Consider the following 21,634-nt stretch of genomic DNA (forward strand, 5'->3'; position numbering starts at 1 on the left):
ACACATCAAAATGTGGGAGCGGGCTTGCCCACGATGGCGGTCTTTCAGACAAACTGAAAGCTATCGGCATCCAGGTTCGCCGGAAACCGCGTACGGTACGCCGCCAGCTCGGCCGCCTCCAGGCACACCTGAAACACCCCATCCGCCTCCCCCGCACTCAGCAAGGTCTCACCCTGGAAGTCCAACACCTGACTATCCCCGGTGTAGGCAAACCCCTTCCCGTCCGTCCCCACCCGATTCACTGCCGCCACGTAGCACAGGTTTTCAATCGCCCGCGCCGGCAACAACCGATTCCAATGCTGGCGCCGCGCGCCCGGCCAGTTGGCCGTGTACAACAGCAGGTCGGTATCTTGGGCATCACGACTCCACACCGGAAAGCGCAGGTCGTAGCAAATCAACGGACGAATACGCCAACCCTTCAACTCAAACTGCACCTGCCGCTCGCCGGGGGTGTAGTGATCGTGCTCACCGGCCATGCGGAACAGGTGGCGCTTGTCGTAATGCAACACCTCGCCATCCGGCCGCGCCCACAGCAGGCGGTTGCGGTGGCTGCCGTCGGCGGCCTGGATGATCACGCTGCCGGTGATCACTGCGTTGTACTTCGCTGCCTGGGCCTGGAGCCATCGACGGGTCGGGCCGTTCTCCGGTTCCGCCAGCGTGGCTGACTCCATGGAGAAACCGGTGGTAAACATCTCCGGCAACACCATCAGGTCGGCGCCTTTGGCCTGCTCCAGCAACAGCTCGAAGTGCTCGAGATTGGCCTGGCGGTCGTGCCAGGCCAGGGTGGTCTGGACCAGGGCGATGTTCAGGTTTGGCAATGCACTCAGATCACGCATAGTTTTTCGGCTGCTTGTTGCAGCGTTTCCTCGCGTTTGGCAAAGCACAGGCGCACCAGGCGCTGGCCTTGGGGTGGGGTCTGGTAGAACACCGAGACAGGGATGGTTGCCACGCCGTGTTCGCGGGTCATCCAGAGGGACATGGCGACGTCGTCCAGGTCCGGGCGGATCTGTGAGTAATCGACCAACTGGAAGTAGGTGCCGGTGACGCGAGTAAAGCTGAAACGCGACGGTGCCAGCAGGTCACAGAACAGGTCGCGCTTGGCCTGGTAGAAGGCCGGCAGTTCATCGACGTGCTCTGGGTGGTCGGCCATAAAATCGGCCAATGCGAACTGCAACGGCGTCACGCCGCAGAAGTTAACGTATTGGTGCACTTTGCGCAGTTCGGCGGTAAGGGCCGGTGGCGCGACGACGTAGCCGGTTTTCCAGCCGGTGACGTGGTAGGTTTTGCCAAAGGAACTGACCACAAAGGCGCGCTGGTACAGCTCTTCGTGGGCCAGCACGCTGACATGGGGCACACCGTCGAATACCAGGTGTTCGTAGACCTCGTCGCTGACCAGGTAGATATCGCGGTCGCGGATCAACGCCGCCAGTTGGTCCAACTCGGCGCGGCTGATCAAGGCGCCAGTGGGGTTGTGCGGAGTGTTGAGGATGATCATGCGCGTGCGCGGCGACAGCGCAGCCTTGATCTTTTCGACGTCGAGAGCAAAGCCTTGCAGGCTCAGTTGCACATGCACGCAACGGCCACCGGCCAGTTCGACCGAGGGCTCATAGCTGTCATAGCATGGGTCGAACACGATGACTTCATCACCACTGCGAATCACCGCCTGGATTGCGCAGAAGATCGCAGCGGTAGCACCAGGGGTGATGGTCACTTCGCTGTCGGCATCCACCGTGGCGCCATAGCTGCGGGCGATCTTGGCCGCCACTTGTTGACGCAAGGCTGGCAGGCCGGTCATCGGTGAATATTGGTTATGTCCGCTGGCAACGTGCTTGCCCACGGCATCGAGCAAACCTTGGGGACCGTTGAAGTCCGGGAAGCCCTGGGACAGGTTGAGCGCACCGGTTTCGGCAGCGAGTTGCGACATGGTGGTGAAAATGGTGGTGCCGACATTTGGCAGCTTGCTGGTGATCATCGGAGGCCCCTGCAGGTGAGCCCCAAGTTTTAAGCTGCCAATTGAAGCGGGTCAAGGCACAAACCGTCGCGCACAAAAAAGGGCTCGTAAAGAGCCCTTTTTTGATAAGTCGATGTCAGCGCTTGTCGCGGCGCTTTTTGTCGGCTTTCTTGTGGTGCGTCATCATCCGGCGCTTTTTGTTCACTTGGCGGTCGGTGAGGCTGTTCTTGTTACCTTCGTACGGGTTTTCGCCACCCTTGAACTCGATACGGATCGGCGTACCGACCAGCTTCAAGACACGGCGATAGGTGTTTTCCAGGTAACGCACATAGGACTTGGGCACCTTCTCGATCTGGTTACCGTGGATCACGATAATCGGCGGGTTGGCACCACCCAAGTGGGCGTAACGCAGTTTGATCCGGCGGTTGTTGACCATCGGCGGTGCATGCTCGCCCACCGCATCTTCCAGGATCTGGGTGAGGCGGTTGGTCGGCCAGCGGGTGACCGCGGACTTGAACGAGTTCTGTACGGACGCGTAGAGGTTACCCACGCCGGTGCCGTGCAGTGCCGAGATAAAGTGGATATCGGCGAACTCGACGAAGAACAGGCGACGCTGCAGCTCGATCTTGACGAAATCGCGCTCGCTCGGCGTCATGCCGTCCCACTTGTTGATCGCGATCACCAGTGCCCGACCAGCCTCAAGGGCAAAGCCCAGCAGGTTGAGGTCGTGGTCGACCACGCCTTCGCGGGCGTCCATCACGAAGATCACCACGTTGGCGTCTTTGATCGCCTGCAGGGTTTTCACCACCGAGAACTTTTCAACTTCCTCGTGGATTTTGCCGCGCTTGCGCACACCAGCGGTGTCGATCAGCGTGTATTTTTCTTCGTTACGTTCGAACGGGATGTAGATGCTGTCGCGGGTGGTGCCGGGCTCGTCATAGACGATTACCCGGTCTTCACCGAGCATGCGGTTGACCAGGGTCGACTTGCCGACGTTAGGGCGACCGATGATGGCGATCTTGATACCGTCTTTTTCACTCGGGCCAGGAATGCGCTTGGCTTCCTCACCTTCGGCGACGATCTCTTCTTCACCCTCTTCTTCCTCAGCGTCATCCTTTGGGAAAGTGCTAAGGGCAATTTCCAGCATCTGGGTGATGCCGCGACCGTGAGCACCGGCGACCGGGATCGCGTCGCCCAGGCCCATCGGGCTGAATTCGGCACGGGCCTGCTCAGGATCGATGTTGTCGATCTTGTTAGCGACCAGATAGGAACGCTTGTTGCGCTTGCGCAGGTGCTCGCCAATCATCTGGTCAGCAGCGGTGTAGCCCGCACGGGCGTCCACCAGGAACAACACGACATCAGCTTCTTCAATGGCCAGCAGCGACTGCTCGGCCATCTTTTCGTCCATGCCATGTTCGTCACCGGAGATACCACCGGTGTCGACAATAATGTAGGAGCGCCCTTGCCACTTTGCCTCACCGTATTGGCGATCACGGGTCAGACCGGACAAGTCGCCGACGATGGCGTCGCGAGTCCTGGTCAGGCGATTGAACAAGGTGGACTTGCCGACGTTAGGTCGGCCCACCAGGGCGATTACGGGAACCATGCGGCTCTCCACTTCGTTATTTCAGAAAATACAAAAGCCGCTGCAAGGCAGCGGCTGGTGCTCGGGGCAGCATCATCAGATGCCGCATGCCTCGCCGAAGCGAGGCCGCCTGGGTGTTACCCCAAGCATAGTTCTTACTTGATGGTCAGGGCTTCCAGCTTGCCGCTGTTGCCATACACATAAAGCATGTTACCCACCACCAGCGGACGCGCACGCAGGCCGTCGCTGTCGATACGCTCGCGACCTACGAAGCGACCGTCCACCTGGCTCAGCAGGTGCAGGTAGCCTTCGAAGTCACCCACCGCGACGTAGCTGGAGAACACTTCCGGGGCCGACAGTTGGCGGCGAGCCAGGGAGTCGTTGCTCCAGAGTGCAGTGGTGGAACGCTCGTCGACACTTTCAACGGTGCCGGACGCCAGGCTTACGTAGACGCTGCCAAACCCTTGGGCGACACCTGCGTAGCTGGAAGCATCACGCTGCCAGTTAACGCGGCCGCTCTGCAGGTCCAGTGCGGCAACACGGCCCTGGTAAGTGGCGACATAGAGGGTTTCACCGGACAACAGCAAGCCGCCGTCGATGTCCACTACGCGGTCCAGCTCGGAACGACCTTGCGGAATGGCCACACGGGTTTCCCAGGCCGGCACGCCGTTCTGAGTGTTCAGGGCGACCACTTTACCGGTCGACAGGCCCGCAACGGCCAGATTGTTGGTCACAATCGGACCACTGGTACCACGCAACGTCAGTACCGCAGGGGTGCTGTCGTACAACCAACGCTGTTCGCCAGTGCTGGCGTCGAGGCCGATGACGCGGTCGTCCTGCGTCTGTACCACGACGATATCGCCGTTGGTAGCAGGCGGTGCGAGTACTTCACTGGTCACGCGAGCGCGCCATTTCTCTTCACCGGTGCTGGAATCCAGCGCCACGACTTCGCCCTTGAGCGTGCCGAGCATCACCATGCCATAACCCACGCCTACGGCGCCGGAGACAGGCAATTCGAGATCCTTGGACCACTTCACGTCGCCGTTCATGCGGTCCATGGAGGTCACAACGCCAGTCACGTCAGCGGCCACAATGTTGTCACCGTCGATTGCCGGTACCAACATGTTGTAGGTGTCGCCCTGACCGTCACCAATGGAGCGGCTCCACTGCTTTTGCAGGACCACTTCTTCCTTGAAGCTGGTCAGCTCGGCAGGAGGCAGTTCTTTTTTACTGTTGCTGCTGCAACCCGCGGCCAGAACGGCCAGAGCCAGCAATGCTGCATGTTTCCAACGGATCACGTCACGCATCCCCTTTGGCCAAGTCGTCCAGCTTGATTTGTAAGCCACCGACCGCCGCTTCATCAGACAGCGCCGCCTTGGCTTTTTTGTACGCAGCATTGGCTTCGTCGGTACGACCCAATTGGACCAACAGGTCGCCCTTGAGCTCTTCGCGAGTGGCTACAAATGCCTTGTCAGCATCGCCGTCGAGCAGTTTGAGTGCTTCGTCAGCCTTATTCTGTGCCGCGAGTACCTGAGCCAGGCGCTGACGTGCGATTTCACCCAGGGTCGGGTTGGTCGGCTTGTCGGCGACAGCCTTCAGTTCTGCGGCGGCGTCGTCCAGCTTGCCGGTGTCGACCGCAACTTTCGCGACGAACAGGCTGCCGTATTGGGCGTAGGTGCTACCGCCGAATTCGTTCTTCAGCTTGCCGGCCAGGTCAGCGACCTGCGCGGGGTCCGGCTTGCCATCTGGCGTCAGCGTGGTTTCCAGCAATTGCTGATAGAGGATCGAGGCGCCTTGGGACTGGTTGGCCTGATATTTGGTCCAGGCTTGCCAGCCGAACACCACTACTAAAGCCAGCAGACCGCCTGTAACCAGGGGCTTGCCATTACGCTGCCACCAGTCCTTGAACTCGGCCAGTTGATCATCATCAGAACTCGACACCCCAATACTCCTTAATCGCTAAATTCGGCTGTTCGACAGCTTCAACCCTGCACGACGCAGGTGGCCAAGTGCGCAGCGAGCGCATCAAAGGCAATGTTCTGTTGCTCGCCCTGGCCACGCAGGGGTTTAAAACCTATCACTTGCTGGGCCAATTCGTCATCGCCGAGGATCAGTGCATACAGCGCACCGCTCTTGTCGGCCTTCTTGAACTGGCTCTTGAAGCTACCAGCGCCGGCATTGACCTGCAGGCGCAGGTTCGGCAGTTGGTCGCGCACTTTTTCGCTCAGGGCCAGGGCCGCCAGTTCGGCAGCCTCGCCAAAGGCGCAGAGGTACACGTCCACCTGACGGGAAATTTCTTCAGGGACTTGCTCCAGGGTTTCCAGCAGCAGGATCAGCCGCTCGATGCCCATGGCGAAGCCCACACCCGTGGTCGGCTTGCCGCCCATCTGCTCGACCAGGCCGTCGTAGCGGCCACCGGCACACACGGTGCCCTGGGCGCCGAGCTTGTCGGTGACCCACTCGAACACGGTCTTGCTGTAGTAGTCGAGGCCGCGCACCAGCTTGGTGTTGATCACGAACGGAATACCGGCCGCATCCAGGCGAGCCTTGAGGCCCTCGAAGTGGATACGGGATTCGTCGTCCAGGTAATCGGCCATTTTCGGCGCATTGACCAATACGGCCTGGGTATCGGCGTTCTTGGTGTCCAGTACGCGCAGCGGGTTGGTCTTCAGGCGGCGCTGGCTGTCTTCATCCAACTTGTCCAGGTGGGCAGACAGGTACTCGACCAGGGCCACCTTGTAGCGGCCGCGGGATTCGCTGGTGCCCAGGCTGTTGAGCTCAAGCTTGACCGCGTCGCGGATGCCCAGCAGGCCCCACAGGCGCCAGGTCAATACGATCAGCTCGGCATCAATGTCTGGGCCATCGATGTTGAACACTTCCAGGCCGATCTGGTGGAACTGGCGATAACGGCCTTTTTGCGGACGCTCGTGGCGGAACATCGGGCCGATGTACCACAACTTCTGCGGCTGGCCAGCACCGGTGAGACCATGCTCAAGCACGGCGCGCACGCACGCGGCAGTACCTTCCGGACGCAAGGTCAGGGAGTCACCGTTGCGGTCTTCGAAGGTGTACATCTCTTTTTCGACGATGTCAGTCACTTCACCGATGGAGCGCTTGAACAGCTCGGTGAACTCGACGATCGGCATGCGGATCTGCTTGTAACCGTAGTTATCCAGCAGGCGCGCGACAGTGCTTTCGAAGTAGCGCCACAGCGGCGTCTGCTCCGGCAGGATGTCGTTCATGCCACGAATGGCTTGCAGAGACTTGCTCACATCAAATCCTTAAATTCGTTCAATCAGCCGCGCGCGATCAGCGCTGCGTCAGCTGCAACCTTTTCGGCCGCTTTCTGGCGGATCAGCCTTTCGAGCTCATCCACCAGATTGTCATTCGTTAACTTCTGCGCCGGCTTGCCGTCGATGTAGATCAGGTTCGGGGTACCGCCAGTCAGGCCCACATGGGCTTCCTTGGCTTCGCCTGGCCCGTTCACCACGCAACCGATCACTGCAACATCCAGCGGCACCAGCAGGTCTTCGAGGCGCAATTCCAGATCGTTCATGGTTTTCACCACGTCGAAGTTCTGCCGCGAGCAGCTCGGGCAGGCAATGAAATTGATGCCACGGGAACGCAAACGCAAGGATTTGAGAATGTCGTAACCGACTTTCACTTCCTCTACGGGGTCTGCCGCCAGGGAGATGCGGATAGTATCGCCAATCCCTTCGGCGAGCAGCATACCGAGACCCACCGCAGATTTCACTGTGCCTGAACGTAAACCGCCCGCTTCAGTGATACCCAAGTGCAGTGGCTGTACGATTTCCTTAGCCAGCAAGCGGTAGGCTTCGACCGCCATAAACACGTCGGAGGCCTTTACGCTGACCTTGAAGTCCTGGAAATTCAGGCGTTCAAGGTGTTCAACGTGGCGCAGTGCCGATTCAACCAGCGCTGCCGGGGTGGGCTCGCCGTATTTCTTTTGCAGGTCTTTTTCCAGGGAACCGGCGTTGACGCCGATGCGGATCGGAATGCCACGGTCACGAGCAGCATCAACCACAGCGCGAACACGGTCTTCACGACCGATGTTGCCCGGGTTGATACGCAGGCAATCCACACCCAACTCGGCTACGCGCAATGCGATCTTGTAGTCGAAGTGAATGTCGGCAACCAACGGCACCTTGACCAGTTGCTTGATGCGACCGAAAGCTTCGGCAGCGTCCATGTCCGGCACGGACACCCGCACAATGTCCACGCCAGCGGCTTCCAGGCGGTTAATCTGGGCAACGGTGGCGGCCACGTCATTGGTGTCGCTGTTGGTCATGCTTTGTACCGCGATGGGGGCATCGCCACCCACCGGCACCGAGCCGACCCAGATCTTGCGCGATACGCGACGTTTGATTGGAGATTCGCCGTGCATGACTATTGTCCCAACTTCAGGCGAGCTGTCTCGCCACTGGTGAACGGCGCCACGTCTACAGGCTGGCCGTTATAGGCCACTTGTGCGCCGCGGGCAAAGCCCAGACGCAGCGTCAAAGGAGGCTTGCCGCCCTGATCAAGCGTATCTCCCTTACGCTTCAGACCGCTGAACAGCACTTTGCCATTACCATCGGTGAGTTGCGTCCAGCAGTCAGCGACAAAGGTGATCTGTACGCGGCCATCACCGGCGATCAACGCTGGGGTGGTGGGCGGCGAAATCGTAGCGGCTGGAGCTGGAGTCGCTGGCGCCTGCGCAGGAGCGGCCGGGGTATGGGCCTGGGCAACAGGGGCGGTCGGCGTGTGAGCCGGTGCAGCCGGTGTCGCGGGAGTCGGTAGGGCAGCGGTCGCGTCAGGCGCGGTTTCCGGTGCTGGCTGCTCAGTGGCAGTTGGCGCTTCAGGCGCGGCCTGGCCTTCGACAACGGCCTGGTCTTCCGGCTCGTCCAGCGGATGAATCTGAGTGGTGCCGTCGGCGCTTTCGACTTCGACGTGCTCCATGGCGTTGCTGGTCATGTCCTTGGTGCGCTGGGAGGCCTGGTCTTGCCACCAGACGAAACCGCCGCCAATGACAGCAACCAGCAACAACAGGCTGACAATTCGCAAAATAGTGTGGGAAACCCGCACTGGCTCTTCGATTCGACCCAAGCCATGCACATTGCTGCCTTGGGAGTCGGTACCGGTGAATTGATCGAATTGCTGGACCAATATGGCCTGGTCAATACCCAGCAATTTGGCATAGGCACGGATATAGCCACGGGCAAAGGTATGCCCAGGCAGCTTATCGAACGCGCCGGCTTCCAGGTTGCCAAGGGACGTGGTGGTCAAATTGAGCTTGAGGGCCACTTCCGCCAGCGACCAACCATTGCTTTCGCGGGCCTGACGCAAGGTGTCGCCTGGGTTTACGCGATTAGCTGCTACAACTTCCGGGTGCGCCGCTTTCATCATTGCTCCGACAGGTATTGCTGATATTCCGGCGTACCGGGATAGAGTCGTTCGAGTTGCTGGCCAAAACGTGCGGCTGTGTCGCGTTCTTCATGAACCGTCGCCAGGCGCACACCGAGCAATAGACTACGTGCATTTTGCCCGCTGAGCAGGCTAAAACGCTCGTAATAGTCACGTGCCGGCACATAATGCCTGTCTTCGTAGGACAACTCAGCCATTTCGAGCAACGCCCGAGGCTGGCGACCGTTCAAATGCAGGGCTTTTTCCAGTTGTTGGCGGGCGCTGTCGCGTTGACCGAGACGCATGGAGGTCACCCCGAGGTTCTCGAACACCCGCGAACGCTCAGGATAAAGGGTATCGGCGCTGGCTTGCTGAAAATAACGAGCGGCCTGGTCATAACGTTTCTGCGCAAACAGAAAGCTGCCGTAATTGTTCAGCAGCCGCGGGCCTGCAGGTTTTGAGGCGAGTGCCTTGAGGAAATACTGCTCAGCCAGTTCAGGCTCGGCCTGGGCCTGGAACACCAGTGCCAGCGCGCCATTGGCGTCAGCATCGTCGCTGTCCAGCTCAAGGGCCTTCTTCAACGGCACCTTGGCCTGCTCGCTCATGCCTTGCTGCAGGTAACCCAAGCCCAATTGCACATAGGCAACTCGCGCCTCATCACGGCCTTTACCCGTGTGCATAGGGCTGTCATAACCCGATGAAACACAACCGGCCGCGAGACCGGTAACCAGCAAAAGCAGCGCAAGGCGCAAGGGCATAGAGATCCTCTCTCAGATTCGATTCACAGCAATCAGCGGCAAATCGTCGGCGGCGTTCAGTTCGCGTCCGGCGATATAACGTTCGCTGCGGCGGGTGCGGTCCATCACCTGCCCTACCAATTGGCCACAGGCGGCGTCGATGTCTTCACCACGGGTGGTGCGCACGGTGACGTTGTAACCGGCCTGATGCAGTTGATCCTGGAAACGGCGGATGGCGTTGTTGCTCGGCCGCTCGTAGCCAGAATGGGGAAACGGGTTAAACGGAATCAGGTTGATCTTGCACGGGGTGTTCTTGAGCAGTTCGATCATCTCGACCGCGTGTTCAACCTTGTCGTTGATGTCCTTGAGCATGGTGTACTCAATAGTCAACACGCGCTTCTCGCCCAAAGTTGCCATGTAGCGCTGGCAAGATTCGAGCAGCATCTTAAGCGGATACTTCTTGTTGATTGGCACCAATTGGTTACGCAATGCGTCATTCGGTGCGTGCAGCGACAACGCCAGGGAGACGTCGATGTGCTTGGCCAACTCATCGATCATCGGCACCACGCCGGAGGTCGACAGGGTCACACGGCGCTTGGAGATGCCGTAGCCCAGGTCGTCCATCATCAGGTGCATGGCCGCGATCACGTTGTCGAAGTTCAGCAGCGGCTCACCCATGCCCATCATCACCACGTTGGTGATGGCACGGTCGACGGTCGCCGGGACGCTGCCAAAGGATTTGTTGGCAATCCACACCTGACCGATGACTTCGGCGGCGGTGAGGTTGCTATTGAAGCCTTGCTTGCCGGTGGAGCAGAAACTGCAGTCCAGGGCACAGCCTGCCTGGGACGAAACGCACAAAGTGCCACGTTTGCCCTGGGGAATGTACACGGTCTCGACGCAACTGCCGGACGCCACACGCACCACCCATTTACGGGTGCCGTCGGTGGAGATGTCCTCGCTGACAACCTCGGGACCACGGACCTCAGCGATGGCTTTGAGCTTGTCGCGCAGGGCCTTGCTGACGTTCGTCATGGCGTCGAAATCGTCGACGCCAAAGTGGTGAATCCATTTCATTACCTGACCGGCACGGAAGCGCTTCTCCCCGATTGAGTCGAAGAATTTCTCCATTTCCGGCTGAGTCAGACCCAGCAGGTTGGTTTTAACAGTCGATGTCGTCATGGATTCACCCTCACTCTTTAAGCCAATGCTTAGCGAGCGGTTACTTCAGTAGCAGCGAAAAAATACGAGATTTCGCGGGCAGCAGCGGCTTCGGAGTCCGAACCGTGTACAGCGTTGGCGTCGATGGATTCAGCAAAGTCAGCGCGGATGGTGCCGGCAGCAGCTTCTTTAGGGTTGGTAGCGCCCATCAGCTCGCGGTTCAGAGCGATAGCGTTTTCGCCTTCCAGAACCTGAACAACAACAGGACCGGAGATCATGAAGGCAACCAGGTCGCCGAAGAAGCCACGAGCGCTGTGCTCAGCGTAGAAGCCTTCAGCTTCAGCTTTGGACAGTTGCTTGAGTTTCGAAGCTACAACCTTCAGGCCGGCTTTTTCGAAACGAGTGGTGATCTCGCCGATGACGTTTTTTGCAACAGCGTCAGGCTTGATGATGGAGAAAGTACGTTGAACAGCCATGGTGTAACTCCAGAAACGGTAATTTACGAAAAATTAAACCCGCGAATTATACGCGGGTTATTGGGTATTGCCTAACTGCGTAAAAAGGCGGCTCAGTCTGCTTCTTCGATCCACAGGCCTTGAATCGCCTCCAGGACCTTTTCGCCACCCCGGTCAGGGATGTCGTCGAAGTCCGGCAGCGCCATTACCAGATTGCGCAGCTTGACGAAGTTGACCGTAAGAGGATTGACCTCAGGATGAGCTTCAGCAAGTTGTATAGCGATTTCTTGTACATCAACCCATTTCAGGCTCATGACATTTCCTTGAATCAATGCGGCGCTTCGGCTGCATGGTTGAGGGAATACTTCGGAATTTCGACGGTGATGTCTTCCGTCCCGACCTTTGCCTGACAGCTTAGACGCGAAGTCGCTTCCAGGCCCCACGCACGATCAAGAAAGTCCTCTTCCAGCTCATCAGCCTCTTCAAGGCTGTTGAAGCCCTCGCGAATGACGCAATGACAAGTGGTGCAGGCGCACACACCGCCGCAGGCGCTTTCGATTTCGATGTGGTTGTCATGGGCAACTTCGAGGATGGACTTGCCGGTCTCAGCCTCCACGACCATGCCGTCCGGGCAATGCTCGGCGTGTGGCAGAAAAATGACCTGCGGCATTAATTATTCCTCGAGTTCATTCAGGTTGCGCCCCGCCAGGGCGGCTTTTACCGACTGGTCCATACGGCGGGCGGCAAAGGCATCGGTCACTTGCGACAGACGCTTGGTCTGTTGCTCGATGGCGTAGCCATCGGTGCCTTTCATCAGTTCGGCCAGCTCCTGCATCTGCAGGTCGATAACCATGCGCTCTTCGGCGTCCAGCAGGCGCTCGCCGTCCGCATCCAGGGCACCCTGCACGGCTTCGAGCAGGCGCTGGGCATCGACTTGCTGCTCACGCAGTACGCGGGCGACCTTGTCGTCACCGGCGTATTGGAACGAATCCTTGAGCATCTTGGCGATTTCGCCGTCGGTGAGGCCGTAGGACGGCTTGACCTGGATGCTGGCTTCAACCCCCGAAGCCAATTCGCGCGCAGCGACACTGAGCAGGCCATCGGCGTCGACCTGGTAGGTCACGCGGATCTTCGCGGCACCGGCCACCATCGCCGGAATGCCGCGCAACTCAAAGCGCGCCAGGGAGCGGCAATCGCTGATCAGCTCGCGTTCGCCTTGCAGCACATGAATCATCATGGCCGTCTGGCCATCTTTGTAAGTAGTGAAGTCTTGGGCGCGGGCGACGGGGATGGTGGTGTTGCGTGGGATCACCTTCTCCATCAGGCCGCCCATGGTTTCCAGCCCCAGGGACAGTGGAATCACGTCAAGCAGAAGCAGTTCGCCACCATCACGTTTGTTGCCGGCCAGGGTATCGGCCTGGATTGCAGCGCCAATGGCGACCACTTGATCCGGATCGATTTCGGTCAGCGGTTGGCGACCAAAGGCCTCGGCGACAGCGTCGCGAACACGTGGCACGCGGGTAGAACCGCCAACCATGACCACGGCACCGACATCTTCCAGCTCGACACCGGAATCACGCACAGCGCGGCGGCAGGCCTTGAGGCTACGAGCGACCATCGGCTCGATCAACGAATCGAAGGCTTCGCGCGTCAGCTGGGCCGACCAAGTGCCGTAGGACACTTCAACGGATGCAGCCTCCGTCAGCGCTTCCTTGGCGGCACAGGCAGTTTGCAACAGGTTGCGCTGTTCGCCCGGGTCGAGGTCGGCAGACAAGCCGGCACTGCTGATGATCCAGCCCGCGATGGCGTGATCGAAGTCATCGCCACCCAAGGCGGTGTCACCACCGGTGGCCAGCACTTCAAAAACACCGCCGGTCAGGCGCAGGATCGAAATATCAAAGGTACCGCCGCCCAGATCGTAAATCGCGACCAGGCCTTCGGCATGCTGGTCCAAACCGTAAGCCACAGCGGCTGCGGTCGGCTCGTTGAGCAGGCGCAACACGTTCAGGCCGGCGAGTTTCGCCGCGTCCTTGGTCGCCTGGCGCTGGGCGTCATCGAAATACGCCGGCACGGTGATCACAGCCCCTACCAGTTCGCCGCCCAAGGTGGTTTCTGCACGCTGGCGCAGCACCTTGAGAATATCGGCCGACACTTCCACCGGGCTTTTCGGGCCCTGGACGGTATCGATAAACGGCATATGGGATTCGCCGCCGATAAAGCGGTACGGCAGTTGGTCGCCCAGTTGCTTGACGTCGGACAGCCCACGACCCATCAAGCGCTTGACCGACAGCACAGTGTTCAAAGGATCGGTAGACGCTGCCAATCTGGCCGACTCACCGACTTCGGTGCGATCAGCGTGGTAACGCACGGCAGACGGCAGGATCACCTGGCCATCGGCGTCGGGCAACGGTTCGGACAGGCCGCTGCGCAAGGCAGCAACCAGAGAATTGGTAGTGCCCAGGTCAATACCGACCGCCAGGCGACGCTGGTGCGGTTGGGGGCTTTGGCCGGGTTCGGCGATTTGCAGTAGGGCCATGGTAATCAGGTCTTATCTGTCTATCAGGCGTGCATCACGGGCAGCACTGGGTTAATCGTCGAGGCGCTCTTCTAGCTGGCGCACTTCGTAGGAGAGCTTGTCGAGGAACTGCATGCGCCGCATCAGGCGTTCGGCCTGTTCGCGTTGCGCTGCATCATTCCAACAAGCTGCGAAGCTTTCGTTGAGCTCATCCTGGGCCGCTTTCAGACGACGTTTGAAGACTGCGACACCCGCCACATCGGCTTCGTCCTGCAAGTCTTCGAGTTCTTCGCGCCACTGCATCTGCTGCATGAGGAAGTCCGGGTCGTGCACCGTGACTTCAATCGGCACCTCGCCACCATTCATTGCGAGCAGATAGCGCGCACGTTTGGGCGGGTTTTTCAGCGTCTGATAGGCCTCATTGAGGCTGGCCGATTTCTCCAGCGCCAGGCGTTGCTCACGCTCGGAAGCGTCAGCGAAGCGGTCCGGATGCACTCCACGCGCCAGTTCTCGGTAGCGCGTGGCAAGCTGCTCGAGGTCCAGCCGAAAGCTCGGCTGCAGCTCGAATAAAGCGAAATGACAAGGAGTGCCCACGAATAGCCTCAGATGTTGAAGCTTTCGCCGCAGCCACATTCACCGCGTACGTTGGGGTTGTTGAACTTGAAGCCTTCGTTCAACCCTTCCTTGACGAAATCGAGTTCGGTGCCGTCCAGGTAGGTCAGGCTTTTAGGGTCGATGATCACTTTCTCGCCGTGACTTTCGAACACCTGGTCTTCCGCAACCACCTCGTCGACAAACTCCAGCACGTAGGCAAGGCCGGAACAGCCCGTGGTGCGAACACCCAGACGAATCCCCTCACCTTTACCGCGCCCATTCAGGGAGCGGCGAATGTGCTGCGCAGCCGCTTCTGTCATGCTGATAGCCATCGTTGACTCCTTACCTGTCGCCAAATGCTTAGATCAAGCCTTTCTTCTGCTTGTAGTCGCGAACGGCCGCCTTGATGGCGTCTTCAGCGAGTACCGAGCAGTGGATTTTCACTGGCGGCAGGGCCAGTTCTTCGGCCAGCTGGGTGTTGCTGATAGTGACAGCCTCATCCAGGGTCTTGCCTTTCATCCATTCTGTCGCCAGGGAGCTGGAGGCGATGGCCGAACCGCAGCCGTAGGTCTTGAACTTGGCGTCTTCGATAACGCCAGCGTCGTTGACCTTGATCTGCAGGCGCATCACATCGCCGCACGCCGGAGCGCCGACCATGCCGGTGCCGACATCAGGGTCTTCCGCGTTCATCTTGCCGACGTTGCGCGGGTTTTCGTAGTGGTCGATGACCTTTTCGCTGTAAGCCATGGTACTGAATCCTCACTCATCAGGGCCGCTCTGGAACCCTGTAGAAACGCCTGCGTTTTCCGCCACGTTGCTACAGAGCTGGGGTGGCGGCTTCTATAGTTAGTGTGCCGCCCACTCGATCTTGGAAATATCGACACCGTCTTTGTACATGTCCCACAGCGGCGACAGAACGCGCAGCTTGTTGACAGCTTCGCAAACTTTTTGCGCGGCGTAGTCGATTTGCTCTTCGGTGGTGAAGCGGCCGAACGTAAAGCGGATCGAGCTGTGTGCCAGTTCGTCGTTGCGGCCCAGGGCGCGCAAAACATACGAAGGCTCAAGCGAGGCCGAGGTGCAGGCCGAGCCGGACGAAACCGCCAGGTCCTTGAGCGCCATGATCAGCGACTCGCCTTCGACATAGTTGAAGCTCAAATTCAGGTTGTGCGGTACACGGGCGGTCATGCTGCCGTTGATGTACAGCTCTTCAAGGTTCTCGACCTGCTTATAGAAGCGATCGCTGAGTGCCTTGATGCGCACGTTTTCGGCAGCCATGTCTTCCTTGGCTACGCGGAAGGCTTCGCCCATGCCGACGATCTGGTGGGTCGCCAGGGTGCCCGAACGCATGCCGCGCTCGTGACCGCCGCCGTGCATGGTCGCTTCAATGCGCACGCGAGGCTTGCGGCTCACGTACAGCGCGCCGATGCCTTTAGGACCGTAGGTCTTGTGGGCAGAAAACGACATCAGGTCGACTTTCAGTTTCGACAGGTCGATATCGACCTTGCCGGTGGACTGAGCAGCGTCGACGTGCAGCAGGATGCCCTTGGAACGGGTCAGCTCGCCGATGGCCGCGATGTCGTTGATGGTGCCGATTTCGTTGTTCACGTGGATCACGGAAACCAGGATGGTGTCTTCACGCAGCGCGGCTTCGATCATGGCCGGGGTGACGATACCGTCGGTGGTTGGCTCGAGGTAGGTCACCTCGAAACCTTCACGCTCCAGTTGGCGCATGGTGTCGAGGACAGCCTTGTGCTCAATCTTGGTGGTGATCAGGTGCTTGCCTTTGGTCGCGTAGAAATGCGCCGCGCCCTTGATTGCCAAGTTGTCGGACTCGGTGGCACCGGAGGTCCAGACGATTTCACGCGGGTCTGCGCCAACCAGGTCGGCGACCTGGCGACGGGCGTTCTCGACCGCTTCCTCGGCTTTCCAGCCGAATACATGGGAACGGGAGGCAGGGTTGCCGAAGTTTCCGTCAACCAGCAGGCATTCGCTCATCTTTTGCGCGACACGCGGATCAACCGGGGTGGTCGCTGAGTAATCAAGGTAAATCGGCAATTTCATGGACTTTCTCCTAATCAGGCTGGCTGGCGTGCCGTTAGCTCTTCGGCTGTTACTCGACGGCGGACGCCTCGATCTTGTCCAGACGCGGCGCCTTGCTGTTGCAACGGCGCTGGTCCTGACGCTGGGCTACTTCTTGCACCTCACGGCGAGTCACAAGATCAGCCAAGCTGATACCACTCAAAAACTCATGGATCTGCAGGCTCAGATCGCACCACAAGTGGTGCGTCAGGCAGGTGTCGCCGGCGTGGCAATCACCCTGGCCCTGGCATTTGGTCGCATCGACGGATTCGTTGACCGCGTCGATCACCTGAGCTACCTGGATGCCCTGCATGTCGCGGGACAGTTGATAGCCGCCACCCGGACCACGCACGCTGGAAACCAGGTTGCTACGGCGCAACTTGGCGAACAGCTGCTCGAGGTAGGACAGGGAAATGCCTTGGCGCTCGGAGATATCGGCCAGGGACACCGGCCCAGTTTGCGCGTGCAAGGCCAGGTCGAGCATGGCAGTCACCGCGTATCGGCCTTTTGTAGTCAGTCTCATGGACAAGTACCAAGGTGTTTCAGAATGGGAGCAAGTATGCGATTCCCGAGTATTTAAGTCAACTATAAGACCTAGTACCTTAGTCAGGATTACCCGTAAAAAGGGCGCGCGAATCATAGCAGGATGGGGTGGGGACGAACAGCGGCAACAAGGTCGAACGGAAATTGCGAGACCAGAGGACATCAAATGTGGGAGCGGGCTTGCTCGCGAAAGCGGTGAATCAGTCGATATCCCTGGTGACTGACACTCCGTATTCGCGAGCAAGCCCGCTCCCACATGGGTTTTGCAGCGGTCTTTAGACCTTAGCTGGCCTTGGTGGTGGCGGCTTCGTCCTTGATCTCGGCAAAATCCTCTTCGCGCAATTCGGGCAGATCTTTGGCGCAGTAAGGGCTGCCAAGGTCTTTCAACGCACCGCACATACCCTCCAGCTTGCCGTCCACCGCTTGCAGGTGGTCGAGCAACTGGCCAATGGCGCGCGCGACCGGGTCAGGCATGTCTTCGCTGACACCATAGGCATCGAAACCGATCTTCTCGGCCATGGCCTTGCGCTTGGCTTCTTGCTCATCACCGGCTTCCGGCTTGACGATGATTCGGCCAGGGATACCGACAACGGTAGCGCCAGGCGGCACGGCCTTGGTCACCACGGCATTGGAACCCACCTTGGCCCCGGCACCGACGGTGAACGGGCCGAGCACCTTCGCGCCCGCCCCTACCACTACGCCATCGCCCAGCGTCGGGTGGCGCTTGCCCTTGTTCCAGCTGGTGCCACCGAGGGTCACGCCCTGGTACAGCGTCACGTCATCGCCAATCTCAGCGGTTTCGCCGATGACGATCCCCATGCCATGGTCGATGAAGAAGCGACGCCCGACTTTGGCGCCGGGATGAATCTCGATCCCGGTCAACCAGCGGCCAAAGTTCGACACCAACCGCGCCAGCCATTTCCAACCCATGCCCCACAAGGCGCCGGACAGGCGGTGAATCCAGATCGCGTGCATGCCGGGGTAGCAGGTCAGCACTTCAAAGGCGTTGCGCGCCGCCGGGTCACGGTGGAAAACACTCTGGATATCTTCTCGCAAACGCTCGAACATTTTTAATCCTTCCGCTTAAGAAGCTCGCCACGGGCCGCTTTCTGGGTTTCCGTGAGGATGCCACGCAATATATTCATTTCCGCTCGGCTCACCGAGCTACGCCCGTACAGGCGACGCAGGCGCGCCATCAAGTGCCGGGGCTTGTCCGGATCGAGGAATTCGATGGCCACGAGGGTTTGCTCCAAGTGCTCATAGAATCGCTCCAACTCGTCCATGGTGGCCAACTCGCCACTTTTGGTCGATGCAACTTCATCCTTTTCCACTTTACTCGGCTGACCTTCGGCGGCCAGCCAAGCCATGCGCACTTCGTAAGTCAACACCTGCACCGCTGCCCCGAGATTCAGCGAGCTGAACTCAGGGTCTGATGGAATGTGCACGTGGTAATGACATCGCTGCAGCTCTTCATTGGTCAGGCCGGAGTCTTCACGGCCGAATACCAAGGCGATTTCCGCGCCGCCGGCGGCCTCTTCCACCACTTTGGTGCCGCACTCGCGCGGATCCAGCAGAGGCCAAGGGATGCGACGGTCGCGGGCGCTGGTGCCAAGCACCAGGTTGCAGCCGACCAGCGCGTCTTCCAGAGTGGCGACGACCTGAGCTTTTTCCAGGAGGTCATTGGCGCCGGACGCGCGAGCATCGGCTTCGTGGTGCGGAAACAGGCGCGGCTCGACCAGCACCAGGCGCGTCAGACCCATGTTTTTCATGGCTCGCGCCACCCCACCGATGTTGCCGGGATGACTGGTATTGACCAAGACGACACGAATGTTTTGCAGCAAGGGAGGCGCTCTCGGACACGGGAAAGGGGAGCAAATCTTACAGAACAGCCTAAGGTTATGCCATGAAAGCTAACGTCGTCCTTCACCTGAAGAAAGTTTCTGCTAAACTGCTCGGCTTTCTTTAACAACCTTAGGTGACCTATCCATGCAGCCCATGCTGAATATCGCGCTGCGCGCCGCCCGCAGCGCCAGTGAATTGATCTTCCGCTCCATCGAGCGCCTGGATACCATCAAGGTCGACGAAAAAGACGCCAAGGATTATGTATCCGAGGTGGATCGCGCCGCCGAACAGAAAATCATCGACGCCCTGCGCAAGGCCTACCCTACCCACGGCATTCTCGGCGAAGAAACCGGCCTGCACAAAGGTAGCGGCGAAGGCGAAGACTACCTGTGGATCATCGACCCACTGGATGGCACCACGAACTTCCTGCGCGGCATCCCGCACTTTGCCGTGAGCATCGCGTGCAAATACCGTGGCCGCCTGGAACACGCTGTTGTGCTGGACCCGGTCCGCCAGGAAGAATTCACCGCCAGCCGTGGCCGTGGCGCCCAACTGAACGGTCGTCGCCTGCGCGTCAGCGGTCGCACCAGCCTCGACGGCGCCCTGCTGGGTACCGGCTTCCCGTTCCGTGACGACCAGATGGACAACCTGGAAAACTACCTGGGTATGTTCCGCGCCCTGGTTGGCCAGACCGCTGGTATCCGTCGCGCTGGCGCAGCGAGCCTGGACTTGGCTTATGTGGCTGCTGGTCGTTTTGATGCATTCTGGGAGTCGGGCCTGTCCGAGTGGGACATGGCGGCAGGCGCACTACTCATTCAAGAAGCTGGCGGCCTGGTGAGCGACTTCACCGGTGGTCATGACTTCCTGGAGAAAGGCCACGTGGTTGCCGGCAACACCAAATGCTTCAAGGCAGTGCTGACGGCGATCCAGCCGCACCTGCCGGCTTCGCTGAAGCGCTAAGCGAGCAGGCACAAAAAAGCACCCTTAGGGGTGCTTTTTTTATGCCTGGGATTTGAGGTTTGCCGCAACTCCAGCAACAACACAAATCAATTGTGGGAGGGGGCTTGCCCCCCGATTGCAGTGGGTCAGCACCTAATAAGCTGACTGACCCACCACTATCGGCGGCAAGCCCCCTCCCACATTTTTGAACTCACACAATTTTTTGCATCTGTACCAGGCTTGGGATTACTGCTGGTTCTGGCCCAGCACCAAGCGCCCTTCCTTGTCGACTGGAATCTGGCCGCCTGGATCACGATCCATACGCACCGAGCCTTCCTTGCCATCCAAGGTGTAACGCACGTCATAGCCGACAACCTTGTCGCTGATATCGTTGACGGTGTTACAGCGAGTCTGGGTAGTGGTGTAGGTATCGCGGTTCTGCATGCCTTCCTGAACCTTGTTACCGGCATAACCACCGCCGACCGCACCGGCTACGGTTGCCAGCTTCTTACCATTGCCGCCACCGACCTGGTTGCCCAGCAGGCCACCGGCCAGCGCACCGACCACGGTACCAACGATCTGATGCTGATCCTGCACCGGCTTCTGCCGGGTTACCGCGACGTCCTTGCAGACCTCTCGCGGGGTTTTGATCTGGGTTTTCACCGGCTGCACCGCCAGCACTTGCGCATACTCAGGGCCGCTTTTTACCAGGCTGTAGGTGGCGACAGCACCCCCGGCAGTCACACCGACAGCACCCAATACCGCACCAACCAGTAACGACTTGTTCACGTTGAACCTCCTGACCATCACAAACGGACCGAACGATCCGCGCTATACCCAGCCTTGGAGCAAAAAAAAAGGCACGAGTTCAATACTCGTGCCTTCTTTGTAACAGCAAGTCAACGACACCCCATCAAGGGCGGTCGTCAACCTCCTTGCCGGTAGCGGCAGGAGGGATCAAGTCTTCGCTGTTGAGGTTCAGCCAGATCAGCACCACGTTGGCAATGTAGATCGACGAGTAGGTACCCGCCAGCACGCCGATGAACAGCGCCAGGGAGAAGCCCCACAGGTTGTCGCCGCCAAAGATCATCAGTGCCGCAATCGCCAGTAAGGTGGAGATTGACGTCGCCATGGTCCGCAGCAGGGTCTGCGTGGTGGAGATATTGATGTTCTCAATCAGCGTCGCTTTGCGCAGTACCCGGAAGTTCTCACGAACCCGGTCGAATACCACGATGGTGTCGTTGAGCGAGTAACCAATGATCGCCAGCACGGCCGCCAAAACGGTCAGGTCGAAGGTGATCTGGAAGTAAGCCAGGATGCCAACGGTCACGATCACGTCGTGGATCAGCGAAACAATGGCGCCGACACCGAACTTCCACTGAAAGCGGAACGCCAGGTAAATCATGATACCCGCCAGCGCCATCAGCATGCCGAGGCCGCCCTGGTCGCGCAGTTCTTCACCGACCTGTGGGCCGACGAATTCGACGCGCTTAACCGATGCCGGGTTGTCGCCGCCGACCTTCTGCAAGGCTTCGGCGACCTGGTGACCCAGTTGCGGGTCTTCGCCCGGCATACGCACCAGCAGATCGGTGGTCGCCCCGAAGTTCTGCACGATGGCTTCGTGATAGCCGGCCTTGACCAGCTCGTTGCGCACCACGGTAACGTCGGCCGGCTTCTCGTAGGTCAGCTCAATGAGCGTACCGCCGGTGAAGTCCAGCCCGTAGTTCAGGCCCTTATGGAACCAGCTGAACAGCGCCAGAACGGTAAGGAGCACAGTGGCGCCGAACGCAATATTGCGAACGCCCATGAAGTTGATTGTACGTAACATGG

Annotated in this window: 24 protein-coding genes; 1 reads left to right on the forward strand and 23 read right to left on the reverse strand. The window is 59.4% G+C overall.

Annotation, left to right across the window (positions count from 1 at the left end; all coding sequences use genetic code 11):
- Positions 1 to 44: 44 nt before the first annotated feature.
- The 21 genes from JBO08_RS18425 to trmJ all read right to left on the reverse strand — a co-directional run bounded on the left by JBO08_RS18425 (position 45) and on the right by trmJ (position 18,864).
- The gene (locus JBO08_RS18425; protein WP_065874531.1) at positions 45 to 836 is read right to left on the reverse strand and encodes an amidohydrolase; all 792 of its coding nucleotides are present in this window, start codon (positions 834 to 836) and stop codon (positions 45 to 47) included.
- A complete protein-coding gene (locus JBO08_RS18430) occupies positions 824 to 1,972 on the reverse strand; it encodes a pyridoxal phosphate-dependent aminotransferase (protein ID WP_065874530.1) in 1,149 nt (382 codons plus the stop codon). Before JBO08_RS18430 ends, JBO08_RS18425 begins: the two co-directional genes overlap by 13 nt.
- 115 nt (positions 1,973 to 2,087) lie before the next feature.
- On the reverse strand, positions 2,088 to 3,557 hold the full coding sequence (gene der / locus JBO08_RS18435) for a ribosome biogenesis GTPase Der (protein WP_049711641.1): 1,470 nt from the start codon (positions 3,555 to 3,557) through the stop codon (positions 2,088 to 2,090).
- 134 nt (positions 3,558 to 3,691) lie between these two features.
- Positions 3,692 to 4,843 (reverse strand): outer membrane protein assembly factor BamB, encoded by a 1,152-nt coding sequence (gene bamB, locus JBO08_RS18440; RefSeq protein ID WP_049711640.1) that lies wholly within the window; start codon positions 4,841 to 4,843, stop codon positions 3,692 to 3,694.
- Positions 4,836 to 5,477 (reverse strand): YfgM family protein, encoded by a 642-nt coding sequence (locus JBO08_RS18445; RefSeq protein ID WP_065874529.1) that lies wholly within the window; start codon positions 5,475 to 5,477, stop codon positions 4,836 to 4,838. The genes bamB and JBO08_RS18445 overlap by 8 nt, the downstream gene beginning before the upstream one ends.
- Before the next feature lie 41 nt (positions 5,478 to 5,518).
- The gene (gene hisS, locus JBO08_RS18450) at positions 5,519 to 6,808 is read right to left on the reverse strand and encodes a histidine--tRNA ligase (protein WP_049711638.1); all 1,290 of its coding nucleotides are present in this window, start codon (positions 6,806 to 6,808) and stop codon (positions 5,519 to 5,521) included.
- Between the two features lie 23 nt (positions 6,809 to 6,831).
- On the reverse strand, positions 6,832 to 7,941 hold the full coding sequence (gene ispG, locus JBO08_RS18455; protein ID WP_017736818.1) for a flavodoxin-dependent (E)-4-hydroxy-3-methylbut-2-enyl-diphosphate synthase: 1,110 nt from the start codon (positions 7,939 to 7,941) through the stop codon (positions 6,832 to 6,834).
- Positions 7,942 to 7,943: 2 nt separating this feature from the next.
- Positions 7,944 to 8,939 carry a RodZ family helix-turn-helix domain-containing protein gene (locus JBO08_RS18460; protein WP_220074401.1) on the reverse strand — a complete coding sequence of 332 codons (996 nt, stop codon included), beginning with the start codon at positions 8,937 to 8,939 and terminating at the stop codon, positions 7,944 to 7,946.
- Positions 8,939 to 9,697 (reverse strand): type IV pilus biogenesis/stability protein PilW, encoded by a 759-nt coding sequence (gene pilW / locus JBO08_RS18465; protein ID WP_065874527.1) that lies wholly within the window; start codon positions 9,695 to 9,697, stop codon positions 8,939 to 8,941. Before pilW ends, JBO08_RS18460 begins: the two co-directional genes overlap by 1 nt.
- Positions 9,698 to 9,709: 12 nt before the next feature.
- Positions 9,710 to 10,858, reverse strand: a complete 1,149-nt coding sequence (rlmN, locus tag JBO08_RS18470) for a 23S rRNA (adenine(2503)-C(2))-methyltransferase RlmN (RefSeq protein WP_049711635.1) — start codon at positions 10,856 to 10,858, stop codon at positions 9,710 to 9,712.
- 29 nt (positions 10,859 to 10,887) lie between these two features.
- Positions 10,888 to 11,313, reverse strand: coding sequence for a nucleoside-diphosphate kinase (gene ndk / locus JBO08_RS18475; RefSeq protein WP_003175956.1), 426 nt, complete (start codon positions 11,311 to 11,313; stop codon positions 10,888 to 10,890).
- A 92-nt stretch (positions 11,314 to 11,405) separates the two neighbouring features.
- Complete coding sequence (iscX, locus tag JBO08_RS18480) at positions 11,406 to 11,606, reverse strand: Fe-S cluster assembly protein IscX (RefSeq protein ID WP_032879605.1); 201 nt, start codon at positions 11,604 to 11,606, stop codon at positions 11,406 to 11,408.
- Between the two features lie 14 nt (positions 11,607 to 11,620).
- The gene (fdx, locus tag JBO08_RS18485) at positions 11,621 to 11,962 is read right to left on the reverse strand and encodes an ISC system 2Fe-2S type ferredoxin (protein ID WP_015885743.1); all 342 of its coding nucleotides are present in this window, start codon (positions 11,960 to 11,962) and stop codon (positions 11,621 to 11,623) included.
- A 3-nt stretch (positions 11,963 to 11,965) separates the two neighbouring features.
- On the reverse strand, positions 11,966 to 13,828 hold the full coding sequence (hscA, locus tag JBO08_RS18490) for a Fe-S protein assembly chaperone HscA (protein ID WP_220074402.1): 1,863 nt from the start codon (positions 13,826 to 13,828) through the stop codon (positions 11,966 to 11,968).
- Positions 13,829 to 13,879: 51 nt separating this feature from the next.
- The gene (gene hscB / locus JBO08_RS18495; RefSeq protein WP_065874524.1) at positions 13,880 to 14,401 is read right to left on the reverse strand and encodes a co-chaperone HscB; all 522 of its coding nucleotides are present in this window, start codon (positions 14,399 to 14,401) and stop codon (positions 13,880 to 13,882) included.
- An 8-nt stretch (positions 14,402 to 14,409) separates the two neighbouring features.
- On the reverse strand, positions 14,410 to 14,733 hold the full coding sequence (gene iscA / locus JBO08_RS18500) for an iron-sulfur cluster assembly protein IscA (protein WP_003175963.1): 324 nt from the start codon (positions 14,731 to 14,733) through the stop codon (positions 14,410 to 14,412).
- A 28-nt stretch (positions 14,734 to 14,761) separates the two neighbouring features.
- The gene (gene iscU / locus JBO08_RS18505) at positions 14,762 to 15,148 is read right to left on the reverse strand and encodes a Fe-S cluster assembly scaffold IscU (protein WP_003175965.1); all 387 of its coding nucleotides are present in this window, start codon (positions 15,146 to 15,148) and stop codon (positions 14,762 to 14,764) included.
- A gap of 99 nt (positions 15,149 to 15,247) precedes the next feature.
- On the reverse strand, positions 15,248 to 16,462 hold the full coding sequence (locus tag JBO08_RS18510) for an IscS subfamily cysteine desulfurase (RefSeq protein WP_065874523.1): 1,215 nt from the start codon (positions 16,460 to 16,462) through the stop codon (positions 15,248 to 15,250).
- Positions 16,463 to 16,511: 49 nt separating this feature from the next.
- A complete protein-coding gene (iscR, locus tag JBO08_RS18515; RefSeq protein WP_049711631.1) occupies positions 16,512 to 17,003 on the reverse strand; it encodes a Fe-S cluster assembly transcriptional regulator IscR in 492 nt (163 codons plus the stop codon).
- A gap of 302 nt (positions 17,004 to 17,305) precedes the next feature.
- The gene (gene cysE / locus JBO08_RS18520; RefSeq protein ID WP_065874521.1) at positions 17,306 to 18,091 is read right to left on the reverse strand and encodes a serine O-acetyltransferase; all 786 of its coding nucleotides are present in this window, start codon (positions 18,089 to 18,091) and stop codon (positions 17,306 to 17,308) included.
- Between the two features lie 2 nt (positions 18,092 to 18,093).
- Positions 18,094 to 18,864: a tRNA (cytosine(32)/uridine(32)-2'-O)-methyltransferase TrmJ gene (trmJ, locus tag JBO08_RS18525; RefSeq protein WP_065874520.1), complete on the reverse strand. Its 771-nt coding sequence runs from the start codon at positions 18,862 to 18,864 to the stop codon at positions 18,094 to 18,096.
- Between the two features lie 145 nt (positions 18,865 to 19,009).
- Between trmJ and suhB the strand changes: the two genes are divergently transcribed.
- On the forward strand, positions 19,010 to 19,825 hold the full coding sequence (gene suhB, locus JBO08_RS18530; protein WP_003175971.1) for an inositol-phosphate phosphatase: 816 nt from the start codon (positions 19,010 to 19,012) through the stop codon (positions 19,823 to 19,825).
- Between the two features lie 225 nt (positions 19,826 to 20,050).
- Here suhB and JBO08_RS18535 read toward each other — a convergent pair whose 3' ends face one another.
- Together JBO08_RS18535 and secF are read right to left on the reverse strand one after the other, a co-directional pair.
- The gene (locus JBO08_RS18535; RefSeq protein WP_015885750.1) at positions 20,051 to 20,593 is read right to left on the reverse strand and encodes a glycine zipper 2TM domain-containing protein; all 543 of its coding nucleotides are present in this window, start codon (positions 20,591 to 20,593) and stop codon (positions 20,051 to 20,053) included.
- 124 nt (positions 20,594 to 20,717) lie between these two features.
- Positions 20,718 to 21,632 (reverse strand): protein translocase subunit SecF, encoded by a 915-nt coding sequence (secF, locus tag JBO08_RS18540; RefSeq protein ID WP_065874519.1) that lies wholly within the window; start codon positions 21,630 to 21,632, stop codon positions 20,718 to 20,720.
- Positions 21,633 to 21,634 lie beyond the last annotated feature (2 nt).

Origin of the sequence: Pseudomonas sp. LAP_36 (assembly GCF_019456785.1) — a bacterium.
GTDB lineage: Bacteria > Pseudomonadota > Gammaproteobacteria > Pseudomonadales > Pseudomonadaceae > Aquipseudomonas > Aquipseudomonas tritici.

Coding starts and splice junctions, on each gene's coding strand:
- JBO08_RS18510 (WP_065874523.1), bottom strand. CDS start 16,462: ATGAAATTGCCGATTTACCTTGATTACTCAGCGACCACCCCGGTTGAT.
- hscA (WP_220074402.1), bottom strand. CDS start 13,828: ATGGCCCTACTGCAAATCGCCGAACCCGGCCAAAGCCCCCAACCGCAC.
- iscA (WP_003175963.1), bottom strand. CDS start 14,733: ATGGCTATCAGCATGACAGAAGCGGCTGCGCAGCACATTCGCCGCTCC.
- rlmN (WP_049711635.1), bottom strand. CDS start 10,858: ATGACGACATCGACTGTTAAAACCAACCTGCTGGGTCTGACTCAGCCG.
- iscU (WP_003175965.1), bottom strand. CDS start 15,148: ATGGCTTACAGCGAAAAGGTCATCGACCACTACGAAAACCCGCGCAAC.
- pilW (WP_065874527.1), bottom strand. CDS start 9,697: ATGCCCTTGCGCCTTGCGCTGCTTTTGCTGGTTACCGGTCTCGCGGCC.
- suhB (WP_003175971.1), top strand. CDS start 19,010: ATGCAGCCCATGCTGAATATCGCGCTGCGCGCCGCCCGCAGCGCCAGT.
- ndk (WP_003175956.1), bottom strand. CDS start 11,313: ATGGCTGTTCAACGTACTTTCTCCATCATCAAGCCTGACGCTGTTGCA.
- fdx (WP_015885743.1), bottom strand. CDS start 11,962: ATGCCGCAGGTCATTTTTCTGCCACACGCCGAGCATTGCCCGGACGGC.
- iscR (WP_049711631.1), bottom strand. CDS start 17,003: ATGAGACTGACTACAAAAGGCCGATACGCGGTGACTGCCATGCTCGAC.
- JBO08_RS18425 (WP_065874531.1), bottom strand. CDS start 836: ATGCGTGATCTGAGTGCATTGCCAAACCTGAACATCGCCCTGGTCCAG.
- bamB (WP_049711640.1), bottom strand. CDS start 4,843: ATGCGTGACGTGATCCGTTGGAAACATGCAGCATTGCTGGCTCTGGCC.
- JBO08_RS18460 (WP_220074401.1), bottom strand. CDS start 8,939: ATGAAAGCGGCGCACCCGGAAGTTGTAGCAGCTAATCGCGTAAACCCA.
- der (WP_049711641.1), bottom strand. CDS start 3,557: ATGGTTCCCGTAATCGCCCTGGTGGGCCGACCTAACGTCGGCAAGTCC.
- cysE (WP_065874521.1), bottom strand. CDS start 18,091: ATGTTCGAGCGTTTGCGAGAAGATATCCAGAGTGTTTTCCACCGTGAC.
- secF (WP_065874519.1), bottom strand. CDS start 21,632: ATGTTACGTACAATCAACTTCATGGGCGTTCGCAATATTGCGTTCGGC.
- ispG (WP_017736818.1), bottom strand. CDS start 7,941: ATGCACGGCGAATCTCCAATCAAACGTCGCGTATCGCGCAAGATCTGG.
- JBO08_RS18430 (WP_065874530.1), bottom strand. CDS start 1,972: ATGATCACCAGCAAGCTGCCAAATGTCGGCACCACCATTTTCACCACC.
- iscX (WP_032879605.1), bottom strand. CDS start 11,606: ATGAGCCTGAAATGGGTTGATGTACAAGAAATCGCTATACAACTTGCT.